The organism is Streptomyces sp. NPDC093221, assembly GCF_044753885.1.
Classification (GTDB): Bacteria; Actinomycetota; Actinomycetes; order Streptomycetales; family Streptomycetaceae; genus Actinacidiphila.
The window spans coordinates 123,003-137,170 of the sequence record NZ_JBIVOA010000012.1 but is presented as its reverse complement, the minus strand read 5'-3'; the positions used below and the strand labels follow the sequence as shown (position 1 = coordinate 137,170).

14 protein-coding genes are annotated in these 14,168 nt (G+C 71.4%); 9 read left to right on the top strand and 5 right to left on the bottom strand.

Translation table 11 applies throughout. The annotated features are described in order from the left end of the window. Window positions 1-280 precede the first annotated feature (280 nt). Complete coding sequence (locus ACIQCJ_RS33225) at window positions 281-799, top strand: flavin reductase family protein (protein ID WP_355342226.1); 519 nt, start codon at window positions 281-283, stop codon at window positions 797-799. A 78-nt stretch (window positions 800-877) separates the two neighbouring features. Here the strand turns inward: ACIQCJ_RS33225 and arfB are convergent, their stop codons facing one another. Further along, the gene (arfB, locus tag ACIQCJ_RS33220) at window positions 878-1,315 is read right to left on the bottom strand and encodes an alternative ribosome rescue aminoacyl-tRNA hydrolase ArfB (protein WP_355342223.1); all 438 of its coding nucleotides are present in this window, start codon (window positions 1,313-1,315) and stop codon (window positions 878-880) included. A gap of 177 nt (window positions 1,316-1,492) precedes the next feature. Between arfB and ACIQCJ_RS33215 the strand changes: the two genes are divergently transcribed. The 6 genes from ACIQCJ_RS33215 (at window position 1,493) to ACIQCJ_RS33190 (ending at window position 6,675) form a co-directional block, all read left to right on the top strand. Then, a complete protein-coding gene (locus ACIQCJ_RS33215) occupies window positions 1,493-2,068 on the top strand; it encodes a TerD family protein (RefSeq protein ID WP_355342220.1) in 576 nt (191 codons plus the stop codon). A 167-nt stretch (window positions 2,069-2,235) separates the two neighbouring features. Continuing rightward, a complete protein-coding gene (locus ACIQCJ_RS33210) occupies window positions 2,236-2,724 on the top strand; it encodes a hypothetical protein (protein ID WP_391049648.1) in 489 nt (162 codons plus the stop codon). Window positions 2,725-2,872: 148 nt separating this feature from the next. After that, the gene (locus ACIQCJ_RS33205; protein ID WP_402713540.1) at window positions 2,873-3,865 is read left to right on the top strand and encodes a zinc-binding dehydrogenase; all 993 of its coding nucleotides are present in this window, start codon (window positions 2,873-2,875) and stop codon (window positions 3,863-3,865) included. A 148-nt stretch (window positions 3,866-4,013) separates the two neighbouring features. Next, window positions 4,014-4,469, top strand: a complete 456-nt coding sequence (locus tag ACIQCJ_RS33200; protein WP_355342211.1) for a TerB family tellurite resistance protein — start codon at window positions 4,014-4,016, stop codon at window positions 4,467-4,469. Window positions 4,470-4,971: 502 nt separating this feature from the next. Continuing rightward, window positions 4,972-5,748 carry a hypothetical protein gene (locus ACIQCJ_RS33195; RefSeq protein ID WP_402713538.1) on the top strand — a complete coding sequence of 259 codons (777 nt, stop codon included), beginning with the start codon at window positions 4,972-4,974 and terminating at the stop codon, window positions 5,746-5,748. Window positions 5,749-5,916: 168 nt separating this feature from the next. Next, entirely contained in the window at window positions 5,917-6,675 is a 759-nt protein-coding gene (locus ACIQCJ_RS33190) for a hypothetical protein (protein ID WP_355342205.1), read from the top strand. A gap of 101 nt (window positions 6,676-6,776) precedes the next feature. Here the strand turns inward: ACIQCJ_RS33190 and ACIQCJ_RS33185 are convergent, their stop codons facing one another. Further along, window positions 6,777-7,727, bottom strand: a complete 951-nt coding sequence (locus ACIQCJ_RS33185; protein ID WP_402713536.1) for an endonuclease/exonuclease/phosphatase family protein — start codon at window positions 7,725-7,727, stop codon at window positions 6,777-6,779. A 584-nt stretch (window positions 7,728-8,311) separates the two neighbouring features. Here ACIQCJ_RS33185 and ACIQCJ_RS33180 point away from each other — a divergent pair. Then, window positions 8,312-9,712 (top strand): ricin-type beta-trefoil lectin domain protein, encoded by a 1,401-nt coding sequence (locus ACIQCJ_RS33180; RefSeq protein WP_402713534.1) that lies wholly within the window; start codon window positions 8,312-8,314, stop codon window positions 9,710-9,712. Window positions 9,713-9,864: 152 nt separating this feature from the next. Then, the gene (locus ACIQCJ_RS33175) at window positions 9,865-11,541 is read left to right on the top strand and encodes a beta-1,3-glucanase family protein (RefSeq protein WP_391049659.1); all 1,677 of its coding nucleotides are present in this window, start codon (window positions 9,865-9,867) and stop codon (window positions 11,539-11,541) included. A 74-nt stretch (window positions 11,542-11,615) separates the two neighbouring features. On the opposite strand, the gene ACIQCJ_RS33170 is transcribed toward ACIQCJ_RS33175, so the two are convergent. From ACIQCJ_RS33170 to ACIQCJ_RS33160, 3 genes are all read right to left on the bottom strand, one after another. Then, window positions 11,616-12,590: a teichoic acid biosynthesis protein C gene (locus ACIQCJ_RS33170; RefSeq protein WP_402713532.1), complete on the bottom strand. Its 975-nt coding sequence runs from the start codon at window positions 12,588-12,590 to the stop codon at window positions 11,616-11,618. 62 nt (window positions 12,591-12,652) lie between these two features. Next, window positions 12,653-13,516, bottom strand: a complete 864-nt coding sequence (locus ACIQCJ_RS33165; protein ID WP_391049663.1) for a sugar phosphate nucleotidyltransferase — start codon at window positions 13,514-13,516, stop codon at window positions 12,653-12,655. A 120-nt stretch (window positions 13,517-13,636) separates the two neighbouring features. Next, window positions 13,637-14,065: a hypothetical protein gene (locus ACIQCJ_RS33160; RefSeq protein ID WP_188280613.1), complete on the bottom strand. Its 429-nt coding sequence runs from the start codon at window positions 14,063-14,065 to the stop codon at window positions 13,637-13,639. Between the last annotated feature and the right edge of the window lie 103 nt (window positions 14,066-14,168).

Sequence of the window (14,168 nt, the reverse complement as noted above, 5' to 3'; positions counted from 1 at the left end):
CCGCGCCCTCGACAGCAACTCCTGATAATTTCAAATCAACGGATTACACGGGCCACTGAATCACAGCGAGCTGTGCCCCAGGTACACAGGGTCAACAATTCCTCGCCCTTGTGACTCAAGTCACATCATCATGTAAGCGGTTGAACACACAACGTAGAGCCCTGGTCCTAGGACCGGCCACGGCCCGCCTCCGACCGGAGCCCGATGCGCGCGATTCCTACCGCCCCGTAACGTGATGGATGTGCTTGAACCTTCACCCGGACGGCATCCTGGGACCACCATGGGCCTATCCGAGACCGTCGACCTCGACGACTTCCGCGCCGCGATGTCCCGCCTGGCGGCGGGCGTCGTCCTCATCACCGCACACGACTCGGAGGACGAGCCGCGCGGCGAGGACGTCGGCATGACCGCCACCGCCTTCCTCTCCGTCTCGCTCGAACCGCCGCTGGTGATGGTGAGTGTCCGCGAGGGCTCGCGGATGGACGACCTGCTGGAGCGGCAGCCGCGCTGGGCCGCCTCGGTCCTCAGCGAGAGCCAGCGGCACATCGCGGGCCGCTTCGCGATGCGCGGCCGGATCAGCGACCGGCTGCTCTTCGAGGACATCTCGTACTACCGGGGCGAACACTCCGGCGCTCCCGTGCTCGGCGGCGCGCTCGCGATACTCGAGTGCGAGACGCAGCAGCGGGTGCCCGCCGGTGACCACACCCTGGTGGTGGGGCGGGTGCTGACGGCCAGGACGCCGAGCGCCGACGGCGGGCCGCTGACGTACTTCCGCGGCCGGTACCGCTACCTGCGCTGAGCCGTGGGCTCCCGCCCGCGCCGAGCCGTGCGCCGTATACCCGGGGATACGGGTCCCCGAGTACCCGAGGCGGTCCGCTCAGTCCCAGCCGCCGCCGCTGCGGCCCCGCTTGGTCTGACTGCGCTGCTTCTTCACGCGCAGCCGCCGCTCGTTGATCCCGCGCGGGATCTTCGTGGCGCGGCGCGCCTTGGGCGGCGGCGCCGTGGCCTGCGCCAGCAGCGCGGCGAGGCGGGTGAGCGCCGTCTCCCTGTTGCGCCACTGCGAGCGGTGCTCGGACGCCTTGACCGTCAGTACGCCGCCGGTCAGCCGTCCCGCGAGCCGTTCCAGCGCGCGTTCCTTCCACACCGGCGGCAGCGACTCCGTACGCGCGAGGTCGAAGCGCAACTCGACTTGCGAGTCGGAGGTGTTCACATGCTGACCGCCCGGCCCCGAGGAACGCGAGAAACGCCACAGAAGCTCGGCCTCCGGCACGGAGACCGAACCGCGAATGAGAAGTGGCCCGGACATGTGTCCCATGATCCCGCGTCCGGGGCCCGCGCGTCACGGGGTTTTCGACAGCGGCGCAACAGTTTCGGCGGCGGCGCAACAGCACAGTTGCAGGATTACTGAACCGTACGATCCTGTGACCGCGTTCTGGGGAATGACGGTAGTTTCGTCGGAGTACCTATGACAGACCACAAAAGGGGACTCCTCATGGCTGTAAGCCTGTCCAAGGGCGGCAACGTCTCACTGACCAAAGAGGCGCCCGGCCTGACGGCCGTGACTGTCGGCCTCGGCTGGGACGTGCGGACGACCACCGGCACCGACTTCGACCTCGACGCCAGCGCCATCGCCGTGAAGGTGGACGGCAAGGTCTACTCCGACGGCCACTTCGTCTTCTTCAACAACAAGCAGACCCCGGACCAGACCATCGTCCACACCGGCGACAACCGGACCGGTGAGGGCGACGGCGACGACGAGGCGATCAACGTCAACCTCGCGGGCCTGCCCGCCGACATCGACAAGATCGTCTTCCCCGTCTCGATCTACGACGCCGAGGCCCGCAGCCAGAACTTCGGCCAGGTCCGCAACGCGTACATCCGCATCGTCAACCAGGCCGGCGGCGCCGAGATCGCCCGCTACGACCTGAGCGAGGACGCGGCCACCGAGACCGCCATGGTCTTCGGCGAGCTGTACCGCAACGGCGCCGAGTGGAAGTTCCGCGCCGTCGGCCAGGGTTACGCCTCCGGCCTCGTCGGCATCGCGACCGACTTCGGTGTGACCCTCTAACACACGGGTCACCGTCAGAGCCGCCCACCGCACGGCCCCCGCCCCGGACGCTTCCGGGGACCGGGGGCCGTTCGCGTGTCCGGGCGCAGGTTCTCCCGTGTCCGCCTGTCCGCCTGTCCGCCTGTCCGGGTGTACGGGCCCGCACGCGCGGGTGACACCATCGGTGGGTGATCGACCTCGGATACGCCCTTTCGCGCCGCTTTCCCGACCCGCCGCAGATGGATTACCGGACGGCGGATGTGCGGACCCTGCGGCACGATCTGTTCTGCGGGGATGTGTATGTGGCCGAGGGCGAGCGGGAGTTGTCCACAGGCTGGGGATGGGTGCCGGTGCTGGACTTCGCCTGGGCGTTGTGCGACATCGTGGAGGAACTGGACCGGGACCCGGCGGGGAGCAGGGCGGCGCGGCCGCAATATGCGGAGTTCGACTTCACGGAGTCGGCGGACCGGCTGAGGTTCGTACGGCGTTTCGGCTATGTGGACGTGACGGCCGACTGGGTCGAGGACGAGCCGCCGTTGTCCTTGCACCACGCGGAACTACGGCGGGAGGCGCGGGATTTCCTGCACGATGTGGTGGCCGACCTCACGGATATGCACGAGGGCCTGGACGGAAATCCGGTGATCTGGGATCTGCTGAGCCGTTTCCCGCGAGTGTGAGGCGGGTGTAAGGCGGGTGCGGGACGGGCGTGAAGCGGATGGTGTGAGGCGGTCACGGAAGCGAGGGCGCCGCTTGACTTCAAGTCCGCTTGAGGTTGTTGGCTGGGGTCCGCACGCGCCGCGCCCGTACCCCGACAGGAGACCCGCCATGCACGCCGTACGACTGCACGCCTTCGGCCCTCCGGAGAATCTGCGGTACGAGGAGGCGCCGGACCCCGTGCCGGGCGCGGGACAGGTGCGGATCGCGGTCGAGGCGGCCGGAGTGCACCTGGTGGACACCACACTGCGGGCCGGGAAGTACGAGGGCGGCCCGATGCCCGCGCCCGAACTGCCGACGATTCCGGGCCGGGAGGTGGCGGGCACCGTGGACGCGCTCGGGGACGGCACCGACCCGGCGTGGCTCGGCCGCCGCGTCGTCGCGCACCTGGGCATGGTGCCCGGCGGGTACGCGGGGGCCGCGGTCACCGACGCCGCCCGGCTGCACGCGCTCCCCGACGGCCTGGACGCCGCCGCGGCCGTCGCGATGATCGGCACGGGCCGTACGACGGTGGGCATCCTGCGGCTGGCGGAACTGCGGGCGGCCGACACCGTGGTGGTGCTGGCCGCCGCGGGCGGCATCGGGACGCTGGTGGTGCAGTACGCGCGGCAGCTCGGCGCGATTGTCGTCGGCGCGGCGGGCGGCGCGGAGAAGACCGAACGGGTCCGCTCGCTGGGCGCGGGCCTCGCCGTCGACTACGGGCGGCCGGAATGGACGCGGGAGGTGCGGGACTTCCTCGGGGGCGCGGGCGCGACCGTCGTCCTCGACTCCGTGGGCGGCGGCCTCGCGCGCGCCGCGGTCGGCCTGCTGGCGCCCGGCGGCCGGCACCTCGTCTACGGCTGGTCCTCGGGCGAACCGCTGCGTTTCGCCGACAGCGAACTCGCCGAGCGCGGCATCACCTCGCGGGTCGTCGTGGGCCCGGCCCTCCAGAAGTTCACCGGCACCCCGGAAGGGATGCGCGCGCTGGAGACCGAGGCGTTGGCGGCCGCCGCCGACGGCCGGCTGCGGCCCGCCGTACAGCGTTTCCCGCTCGCGGACGCCGCCGGGGCGCACCGGGCGCTGGAGTCGCGGGCGACGATGGGCAAGGTCGTCCTGATCCCGTAGCCGGGACTTCGGGCGGGGACGGCGTACGGCCCGCACACGCGCTCGCCGGATGCCGTCTTTCCGTCTTGGGAACTCCTTTACGCTCCCCGAGAGTTCTCAGATCGCGTACGGACCACGTACCGAACCCCGCCCGAGGAGAGACCCGCTCATGGCCCTGTGGGACCGCTTGAAAGACTCCACCAAGACGATGCAGACCCAGCTCAACGCGAAGAAGAACGACCTGAAGAGCGGGGCCTTCCGCGATGCCAGCATGGCGATGTGCGCGCTCGTGGCCGCCGCCGACGGCTCCGTCGACCCGTCCGAGCGGCAGCGCGTCGCGTCGCTGATCGCGAGCAACGACGTGTTGCAGAATTTCCCGGCGCCCGACCTCCAGCGCCGTTTCGAGGACTACCTGACCAAGCTCACCGCCGACTTCGCCCTCGGCAAGGTGGCGATCCTCCAGGAGATCGCCAAGGTGCAGAAGAAGCCGACGGAGGCGCGTGCCGTCATCCAGATCGGCATCGTCATCGGCGGCGCCGACGGCGACTTCGACAAGACCGAGCAGGCCGTCGTGCGCGAGGCGTGCTTCGCGGTGGGCCTCAACCCGGCGGAGTTCGACCTCTGACCGGCCCCGCGTGACCGGGGGTCTCCGTCACCGGGGGCTTCCGCGACCGGGGTTCGTGGTCCGGTCGGGTTCGTGATCCGGTCGGGTTCGTGATCCGGTCGGGTTCGTGATCCGGCGCCCCTGCCTCCGGCGGTGCGCGGCATGGTGACGGCCGCGCCGCCGGGGCGGGCGCGGGCGCCGTGCGGCGCGTCGGTACGTCGGTACGTCGGTACGTCGGTACGTCGAGAGGCGCGTCGCTACGTCGAGTGGCGCGTCGGTACGTCGTCAGGCGCGTTCTTACGCCGTAAGGCACGTCCGCGCTGTGCGTCGCGCGTCGGGCGCGATGCGTCGTCCGCCGAGCGTCCCATTCCGCACGGCACATGCCGCGTGCCCATTTTTGGCCATATTGGGCTGTTCGAATGACATGACCCTCCGCGTCCCCATATCTTCATGCTGATACCAGCGGAAACCGGTACAGCACTGCGCGCCACCGGGCGACTCCTGGGGAAGCGAGGTGCTGACCGTGCCGGTGGGGGGCTCCGCGTGCCGCGCGGCGGCCGTGGCGGTACGAGCCGTCACACCGGTCGCCGTCGCCGTCTTCGCCGTCGCTGTCCTAGCAGGCGTCGTGGCCGGGGCGGGCCGGGCGTCGGCCGCGACGGAAACCGGCAGCGGCGGGGAAGCCGGGAGCGGCGGGCACCAGCCGGTGACCGTGGCGGTGTGCGTCGACGGCAGGATCATCAGCCGACTGCTGCATCTGGATGTCTCCTTACGGCTCCCGGTGGGCCGCCTCACCGTGAAGGTCGGTGAACCCTGCGGCCCGAGGCCGCCGTCCGGCGGGGGCTCGCCGACACCCACGCCGACGTCGTCCCCGACCCCCACCTCCTCCCCCTCCCCCACGTGCACCCCCACCGCGGCCCCGACACCCTCGGGCCCCGTAGCCGTACCGCCGCCCGTGACGCCGCCCACGAATGGCGCGGGCCGCCCGACACCGTCCCCCGCGGGCTCCGCGCCCGTTCCTCCCCCGTCCGCAGCGCCCGCCGACGCCGCGTCCGCCCGGCACCGTACGGCCGCCGCGTCCGGCGTACGCCCGGCCGCGCCCTTGTCACCGACGCCGTCGTCGGCCGGGGACGACGACGCGAAGCCGCGCGGCACGGGCGCCGAACCGCCCTTCGACGCGCAGCCGCCGCCGTCGCCCGGCCCCGACGAGAGCGTGTCGCGCTGGTGGCTGCTGTCGATGCTGGCCGTCCTGTTGCCCGCCGCCCTCGCGGCCCTGCCGCGCTTCGTCGCACGTCGCCGCTGACCTCGGTTCGTCCGTAGCGGTCGCATCGTCAGAGGTCACGTCGCCCAGAAGTCACCTCGTCCAGAGGTCACCTCGCCCAGAGGTCACCTCGTCCAGAGCAGGCGCGCACCCGCGCGCACCGAACCACCTGAGACCTGAGCACCGCCGTACCGAAGCCCCAGGAGTCGTATGTCCATGTACGTCGTCTCGCTGCTGTCCGTCCTCGGCGGTGTCGCCTTCGCCGTGCTGCTGGGCCACTTCCTCGGCCAGGAACAGCGGCTGGCGAGCGTCGAGTTCAACGGTCAGGCGCTGTCGCTCATCGGCGGTGTCCTGCTCAGTTCCTTCATCCTGCTGACCGGTTTCCAGGTCGCCGGCAGCTGGTCCGCGCTGAGCACCGCGCGGTCCCGTACGTACGACGAGGCCAGGGCGCTGGGTGACACGTACTGGGCGGCGGGCGGTCTCGCGAGCCCCGACCGCGTCAAGGTGCGGGCGCTGCTGCGGCAGTACACCTCCGACGTCAGGACCGTGGAGTTCCCCGAACTCGCCCACGGGCACACCAGCCCTGAGGCGTGGCATGCCCTCGACCAGGTGCGCGCGGCCGTCGGCGCCGCCGCGCCCGGCCACCAGACGGCGAAGTCCGCCGCCACGACGGCGCTGGCCACGGTCTACGAAACGCGCACCGACCGCGCCGCCGAGGTCAAAGCGGGCATGCCCCGGATCACCTGGCTCGCCATGCTGGTCGCCGGCGGCTTCCTCATCGCCTTCCCCCCGGTCCTCGGCCTCACCGCCACCGCCCGCCATCTCGTGGCCCTCTGCTTCGTGGGCGCCGCCATCGCCTTCGCCATCTGCCTCACCGCCCAGCTCAACCACGCCTTCCAGCACCCCTTCGGCGTCCGCGACACGGCCTTCACCTTCGCCGAGTCCCGCTTCCACCAAATGGACGGCTGACGTCCTGCGGACGGCTCGCCGCCGTGAGCGCGCCTCAGCCGTAACGAACGGCAGCCCGTTGCCGCGCGGGTGGACGGCAGGGGCGCTTCAGGGGGCGGGGGTCACCACTGCACGTCCGCCACCAGGGGGCGGTGGTCGGAGAGGGGGGTCAGGGGGGCGGTCGCCGAGGTCAGGGCGGGGCGGACCGAGGAGGGCGGGACGCCGTGGGCCAGGATGTGGTCGAACTGGACGAGGGGGCGGTGGGCGGGGTAGGTGGGGGTGCGGGCGAGGTCGTGCCAGCGCTCGCGGCCGGTGGCGGCGAGGACGGTCCTCGGTACGGCGCCGGTCAGGTTGAAGTCGCCCAGGAGCAGGTAGGGGCGGGGCAGGTCGGCGATCCAGCGGCGTACGGCGGCGAGTTGGCGGGCGTTCCAGCCGGGCACGAAGGACAGGTGCAGGGCGACGGCCGTGAACGGTCCGGCGTTGCCCTCCAGTACGGCGGCCAGCACGGCCCGCGGCTGGTCCCGTACCCATACGAGCCCCGGCCGTCCGGCCACCCGCAGCGGCAGTGCGAAGGGCGCGGGTGCGAGCCGCCGGGCCCGCCAGTGCCGTACCGGCAGCCGGGTGAGCAGGGCGACCCCGTGCGCGGGCGCATCGCCGTACGCCTCCACCCCGCCAGCCGCGCCCGCGTCCGTATCCGTATCCGTACCCGTACCCGTACCCGTATCCGTATCCGCACCCGCACCCGCACCCGCACCCGCACCCGCACCCGGTGGACCGTAGACCCGGAGGTCCGGCGCTTTCGGGTCCAGGACCCATCCCTCGCCCGGGACGGACCGGCCGTGGACGGCGGAGGCGAAGCGCCAGTGCGCGGCGCCCATCGCGTCGGCCGCGACCCGCGCCTGGTCGATCCGCCCGGACCGTTCCTGGGCGCGGTCGACCTCCTGGAGTGCCACGACGTCGGCGTCCAGCGCCGCCACGGCCGCGCCCAACGGCTCCCCTGCCGCCTCCCCCACCCCGAACGCCACCGGCCGCCCCCCGGTCATCGCCTGCCCATGCAGCACGTTAAACGTCACAAAGCGCACACTCCGACGATAGCCACACCCCCGGTGACCAGCAGCGCCCGACCGGGGCGGGCCGTATCCGCGAGTCGGGTGCCGCGAACCGCCCGGCGCGGACCGAGCCGTCGGTGAACCGGCGGACCGAGCCGTCGGTGAACCCCTTGCCGGTCGGTCGCCCCCCGGTGCGCGGACTCCCGCGAGATCACCGACCGCCGGAAGCCAACAGCCCGCCCGTCCAAGGCCGTTGGGGCCCGGCCCGGCGCCGGGCCGCCCCGCGGGCAGCGTTCCGGCCACCGCGGGCGGCCTCGGTCCCCCGCCCCCGGGCGGCAGCCCAGAGAGCGCTCTCACCACATCTTGACGGCAGCGCATGTACACGGGTTCAATCAACTTCGCTCAGTTGTCTACACCACCGGACGCCCCGCCTCCGCGCCGCGACCGGTCCACCGCCGCGCCCGTTGCACCCCCGCTGCATCCGCCGCACCCGTCACACCCCGCCGTACCACCGCATCCGCCGCCGTATCCGCGGCACCGCTCCCCCCTCCGCGTGTTCCCTGGCAACTCTTCCCGTCCGCCGATTGACGGACCGTCAGGAGCTCTCCGTGACCCACCGCTCATCCCCCCACAGCAGATCCCCGCGGTCGGCCTCGCGCACCCGCGCCTTCTCCGGACCCGCCGCATTCCGCGCCTTCCGCGCCTTCCGCGCATGGCGCGCATGGCGTCAACTCGCCCTCGCCACAGCGCTCGGCGCGCTCGCCGTGTTCGCCGTCGGCACCCCGTCCGCGGACGCGGTCACCGTGCCGGGCGCGCCGTCCGGCTGGACCACCGTCTTCAGCGACGACTTCGCCGGCGCGGCGGGCAGCGCGCCGAACGGGTCGAAGTGGACGTACGACACCGGCCCCGGTGCGAACTTCGGGACCGGCGAGATCGAGACGATGACCAACTCGACCAGCAACGTCCACCTGGACGGCAACGGTCACCTCAACATCACCGCGCTCGGCAGCGGCACCAACTGGACGTCGGGCCGCATCCACACGCCCACCGCGGTCGCGGGCGCCCCGGCGGGCGGCAAGTTGCAGGTCACGGCGTCGATCCAGCAGCCCAGCCCGGCCAACGGCCTCGGCTACTGGCCCGCGTTCTGGATGCTCGGCCCCGGCCAGTGGCCCGAGAACGGCGAGATCGACATCATGGAGGACGTCAACGCCCTCTCCCAGGTGGCGGGCACGATCCACTGCGGCACGTACCCCGGCGGTGTCTGCAACGAGGGCAACGGCATCGGCAGCGGCCTGCGCGCGTGTTCCGGCTGCCAGAGCGGCTTCCACACGTACTCGATGATCCTCGACCGGACGAACACGTCCAACGAGTCGATCACCTTCTACCTCGACGGCGCCTCGTACTTCAGCGTCACCGAGGGCCAGGTCGGCGCGGCCACCTGGCAGGCGGCGTACGACCACAACCTGAACATCATCTTCGACCTCGCGATGGGCGGCGGCTTCCCCAACGGCGTCTGCGGCTGCACCTCGCCGAGTTCGGCGACGACGTCCGGCGGGACGATGAGCGTCGGATACGTGGCCGCGTACACGACGACCGGCGGCGGTACGACCCCGCCGCCGTCCGGCGGCAAGGCCATCACCGGCTACGGCGGCCTGTGCCTGGACGACCGCGCGTCGAGTACCGCCAACTACAACCCCGTTCAGGTCTACACGTGCAACGGCACGGCCGCGCAGCAGTGGACCGTCGTGGAGGCGGGCAGCACCCTGCACGTCCTGGGCAAGTGCCTCGACGTCAACGGCGGCGGCACGGCCAACGGGACGCTGGTCGATCTCTACGACTGCAACAACACCGGTTCGCAGGTGTGGATACCGCAGTCCAACGGGTCGTTGTACAACCCGCAGTCCAACAGGTGCCTGGACGACACCGGTTGGTCGACCACCGCGGGCACCCAGGTGGAGATCTGGGACTGCACGGGCGGGGCCAACCAGGTCTGGCACCTGCCGTCCTGACGGTATTTCAGCTCTTGACGACCTGAGGCCCCGACGGCCTACGGCACTCCAGGCCCCAGGTCCTGACGTTCTTCCAGGCAGTCCCCCCACGCGAGCCGCCGCCCCGACGCACCGACGGCGACGGCCCGCCTGCCACCTCCAAGGAGGAGTACGTGGTCTCCAGACGATCCTTCGTCACCGCGGTCGGCGCGGGCGCCGCCGCCGCGAGTTCCCCGCTGTGGGCACGCGGCCTGACGTCGCGGGCCGCGGCGGCCGGTCCGTCACTGCCCGTCTCGCTGAAGAACAACTCGGGCAACGGCACGGTCTACGCCTACATCAGCGGCTCCGACAGCTCCGGCTGGCCCGGCTTCGTCACCTCGTCCGGGCGCTTCCAGCGGCTGCCCAGCCCCTCGTCCGTCCTGACCCCGATCGCCGACTTCTCCCTCCAGTTGGGAGCCTCGGGCTCGGCCGCCACCACCTTCACGCTCCAGGACTACGTGATCGGCGGCCGGGTCTGGTTCTCGGTCGGCAAGAAGATCCAGTTCTACGTCAACCCGCCCGGCGGCAACGGCGGCGTACCCGGTCTCGTACAGCCCGGTTTCACCAGTAGCGACCCCAACTGGCTGACCAACTGGACCTTCTGCGAGTTCACGTACAACAGCGCCAACCTGTACGCGAACATCAGCTACGTCGACATGGTGGCGCTGCCCGTCTCCATGGCGACGACCGGCAGCGGCGGTTCGCAGTCGGTCAGCCCGCTGCCCTCGGGCGCGCTGGCCTCCATCGCCTCCGGGCTCCAGGCGCAGCACGCCGCCGACGGGGCGCCGTGGGACAAGCTGGTCGCCACCGACTCCTCGGGCGCCGCGCTGCGCATCCTGGCGCCCTCGCACTCGCCGACCGACTTCGGCGGGTACTGGAACAACTACCTGAACAGCGTGTGGAGTTACTATCAGTCGCACACGCTGACCATCAACGGGCAGGGCGGCATCGGCTCGTACTCGGGCACCGTCTCCGGCAACACCCTGGTCTTCTCGGGTCTGAACACCAACGGCGTGCCGTTCACCAAGCCCAGCGCCGTCGACATCTTCGGCTGCGCCAGCGGCCCGCTCTACAACTCCGGCGGCGACGCCCGCGGCGCGGTCGCCGCCCGGCTGGCCGCCGCCCTCAACCGCAGCTCGCTGCTGGTCGGCGGCGGCAACAACCAGCCCGACGGCGTCGCGCCCTCCGCGTACTACACGGACGCGACGACCAACCACTACGCGCGGCTCGTCCACAAGTACGCCAACGTCGGATACGCCTTCCCGTACGACGACGTCGGTCCCACCGGCGCCGCTCCCGTCGACGGTCACATCCAGGACGGCGCGCCGACCTCCTGGACGGTCTCGCTCGGTCCCGGCGCGGGCTCCGGCACCACCCCGCCGCCCGGCGGTGGCGGCACGGGCGCCTACTCGACCGTCCAGGCGGAGTCCTACAGCGCCCAGAGCGGCACCCAGACCGAGGCGTGCACCGACTCCGGCGGCGGCCAGGACGTCGGCTACATCTCCAACGGCGACTGGCTCAAGTACGCGGCCCTCGACTTCGGTTCGTCCTCGCCCCTGCAGTTCACCGCCCGCCTCGCCTCCGGCGCCGACCCCGGCGTCAGCGGCGCCCTCCAGGTCCGCCTCGGCAGCACCACCGGGACCAAGATCGCCGAGATCGACTTCGGCAACAACGGCGGCTGGCAGAACTGGCAGACCGTCCCCGCCAACGTCACCGCCTCCGTCACCGGCACCCACGACGTCTGTCTCGTCTTCTCGTCCGGCTCCTCCGCCGACTTCCTCAACATCAACTGGTTCACCTTCACCCACTGATCCGGGTCCGTCCCTCAGTCTCCGCCGGGTCCGGGCCGCGCGATGTGCGGCCCGGCCCCAGCGGGTGGGGAACGTCAGATCAGGACGTCCTTGTAGTAGACGCTCGCGTAGCGGGTGGAGCTCGTCATGGAGGGGCGGGAGGCGAAGCCGAAGCACAGGCGCGGGTTGTCGTTGACGGTCCGGTAGACCATCATCCCCTCGGGCTCGCGGTAGAAGAGGGTCTTGCCTGCCGCGGTGAAGGAGCGCTGGACGACCTTGCCGGTGTTCATGTCGGTGGCCGTCACGTAGGAGTTGATGTCGGCGGGGTCCTCGTGCCCTGTGCCGTCCAGCGTGTAGAGGTAGTTGTCGAGGAACGTGTAGCCCTGGAAGGTCACGGAGCCGTTGCCGAGGGTGGGTTGGGCGAAGTGCGCCAGCGGGCTGGAGAACTGGCCCGCGGCGGCGTCGGCGAGCGAGAACAGGCTGTAGTGCATGCCGCCGCTCTCGCTGCGGCGGACCAACAGCCGTTTGTTGACCGGGTCGGTGGCGCAGGAGATCGTCTTGCTGCCGGTGAGGAACTTCTTCACCGACGACGGGGTGCCGCCGTTGACGAATTTGAAGCGGGCGAGCGCCGTGCCGCGACCGGCGTCACTGTGCTGGTCGGAGTCGCACTCCATCCAGATGTAGGACGCGGTGCCGACCGGCTCCACCCCGATCGACACACCGTGCCCCGCGTTGCTGACGTGCATGTGGCCGGTCAGGCCGCCGCTGATGCTCAACTGGTTGACGCACAGGTCGTCGCCGTCGCTGCCGTTCTGGATCTGCGCGATGTACAGGCGCCGGTTGACGTTGTCGTAGGCCATGCCCTGCATCGCGTGGTGCGTCTCGTGCAGCGACACCCCGCGGAACCGCTCGTACGACGGTTGCGACAGGTCGAACCGTTGGGAGGCCGGGACGTCGGCCGCTGCCAGTGACTCGCTCAGCGCGACGCCCGCGCCGACTCCGAGCAGGCCGGTACCGGCCACTTTTAACGCCGTGCGGCGCGAGAGGGATCGCGACAGTGATTTCGACATTGCGCCACCCTGGCACCACCCTTCACACCCCGCAATGCCCAGGGCGGAGGCGGGGCGGTCGGTCAGACGGCGGCGGGCGGCTGCACGGGGCGGGCGCTGAGTTCCTTGGCCGCCTCCGTGAGGTCCTTGGCGGTGTCGATGGCCCGCCAGTAGGCCCCCTGGGGGATCGGGAAACCGGCCAGCCTCCGCTCGCGGGCCAGCCGCGGGAAGGTGGTGCGCTCGTGGTCGCCCCGGTCCGGGAGCTGGGCGGTGAAGCCGGGCGCGAAGACGTACACGCCCGCGTTGATGAGGAAGGGCGAGGGCGGGGCCTCGATGAAGTCCAGCACCTGGCCGAACTCGTTGGTCTCGACGGCGCCCCACGGGATACGGGGGCGGGCCAGCGCGAGGGTCGCGATCGCGTCGCGCTCACGGTGGAAGGCGGCCATCTCGCGGAGCGAGAAGCGGGTCCAGATGTCGCCGTTGGTGGCGTACCAGGCTTCGTCGGGCCGGGGCAGCGAGGCTGCCGCGTACTTCAACCCGCCGCCGCGGCCCAGCGGTTCGCGCTCGACGACCGTGGTCACGTTCAGCGGCTGCGGGGTGCCGTCCAGCCACTCCTGGAGCACCTCGGCGAGGTGGCCGCAGGACACGACGGCGTCGGTGACGCCCTCGGCGGCGAGCCACGCGAGCTGGTGCCCGATGATCGGCGTCCCGGTGCCGGGGATCTCCACCATCGGCTTGGGGCGGTCGTCGGTGTACGGCCGCAGCCGCGAGCCCTGGCCGCCGGCCAGGAGCACGGCCTGGGTGACCGGCGCGGCGTCGTGGCGCGAGGCGTCATCCGGCGCGGCGGCGTGGCGCGAGGCGTCATCCGGCGCGGCGGCGTGGTGCGTGGCCTCGGCGCGCGAGGCGTCGTGGGCGGTCGAGGGGGAACGGTCGTCGGCGCGCGTCATGCAGCGCACCCTATGCGAAGGCGGCGTACGTCCCGCACCGGGCGGGCCGTACGCCGCAAGGGGTTCCTCGCGCGTGCCGGTGGTGGGAGGCGGCCGGAGAGGCCGCCGTCAACAGCGATGTCAGCCGACCGAGGCGACGCCCGTCGCGAAGGCGGTGTCGCACACCGGGCGCGACCACGCCTGGGCGCGCTGCGTGGCGCCGTCGTACTTGGCGACGGCGGCGCGCCCCAGCGACCGGGCGATCGACGCGCAGTACCGTGCGAGCGACGGCTGACGCGCCATCTCGACCTGCAACTGGGTCAGAGCGGCGCCGGGGTCCTTCTCCTGGAGTTCGTCCAACAGACGGCGGCGCAGCACCTCCTGCGGTGCCTTGGAGGCATCCTGCGCGGCAACCTGCTCCTTCGTCTTCGCGGATGCGGTGAGCACCTGCGAGTCGGAGGAGGAGTCCGCCCACGGGACGCGGGTGACGGCGAGCGTTCCCGACAGCACGAGAACGACCGGAAGAACGAGCGCGAATGTCTTGCCGAGACGGCGAGCTACCTGGTTCACGCATCGGATCGTAGCGACTGGTGATGATTTGGCGACATTTAGTCACCCTGACGAGGGAGTGAAAATCTCGGAGAGGGTGTTCGGGTGTTGACGAACACACCCG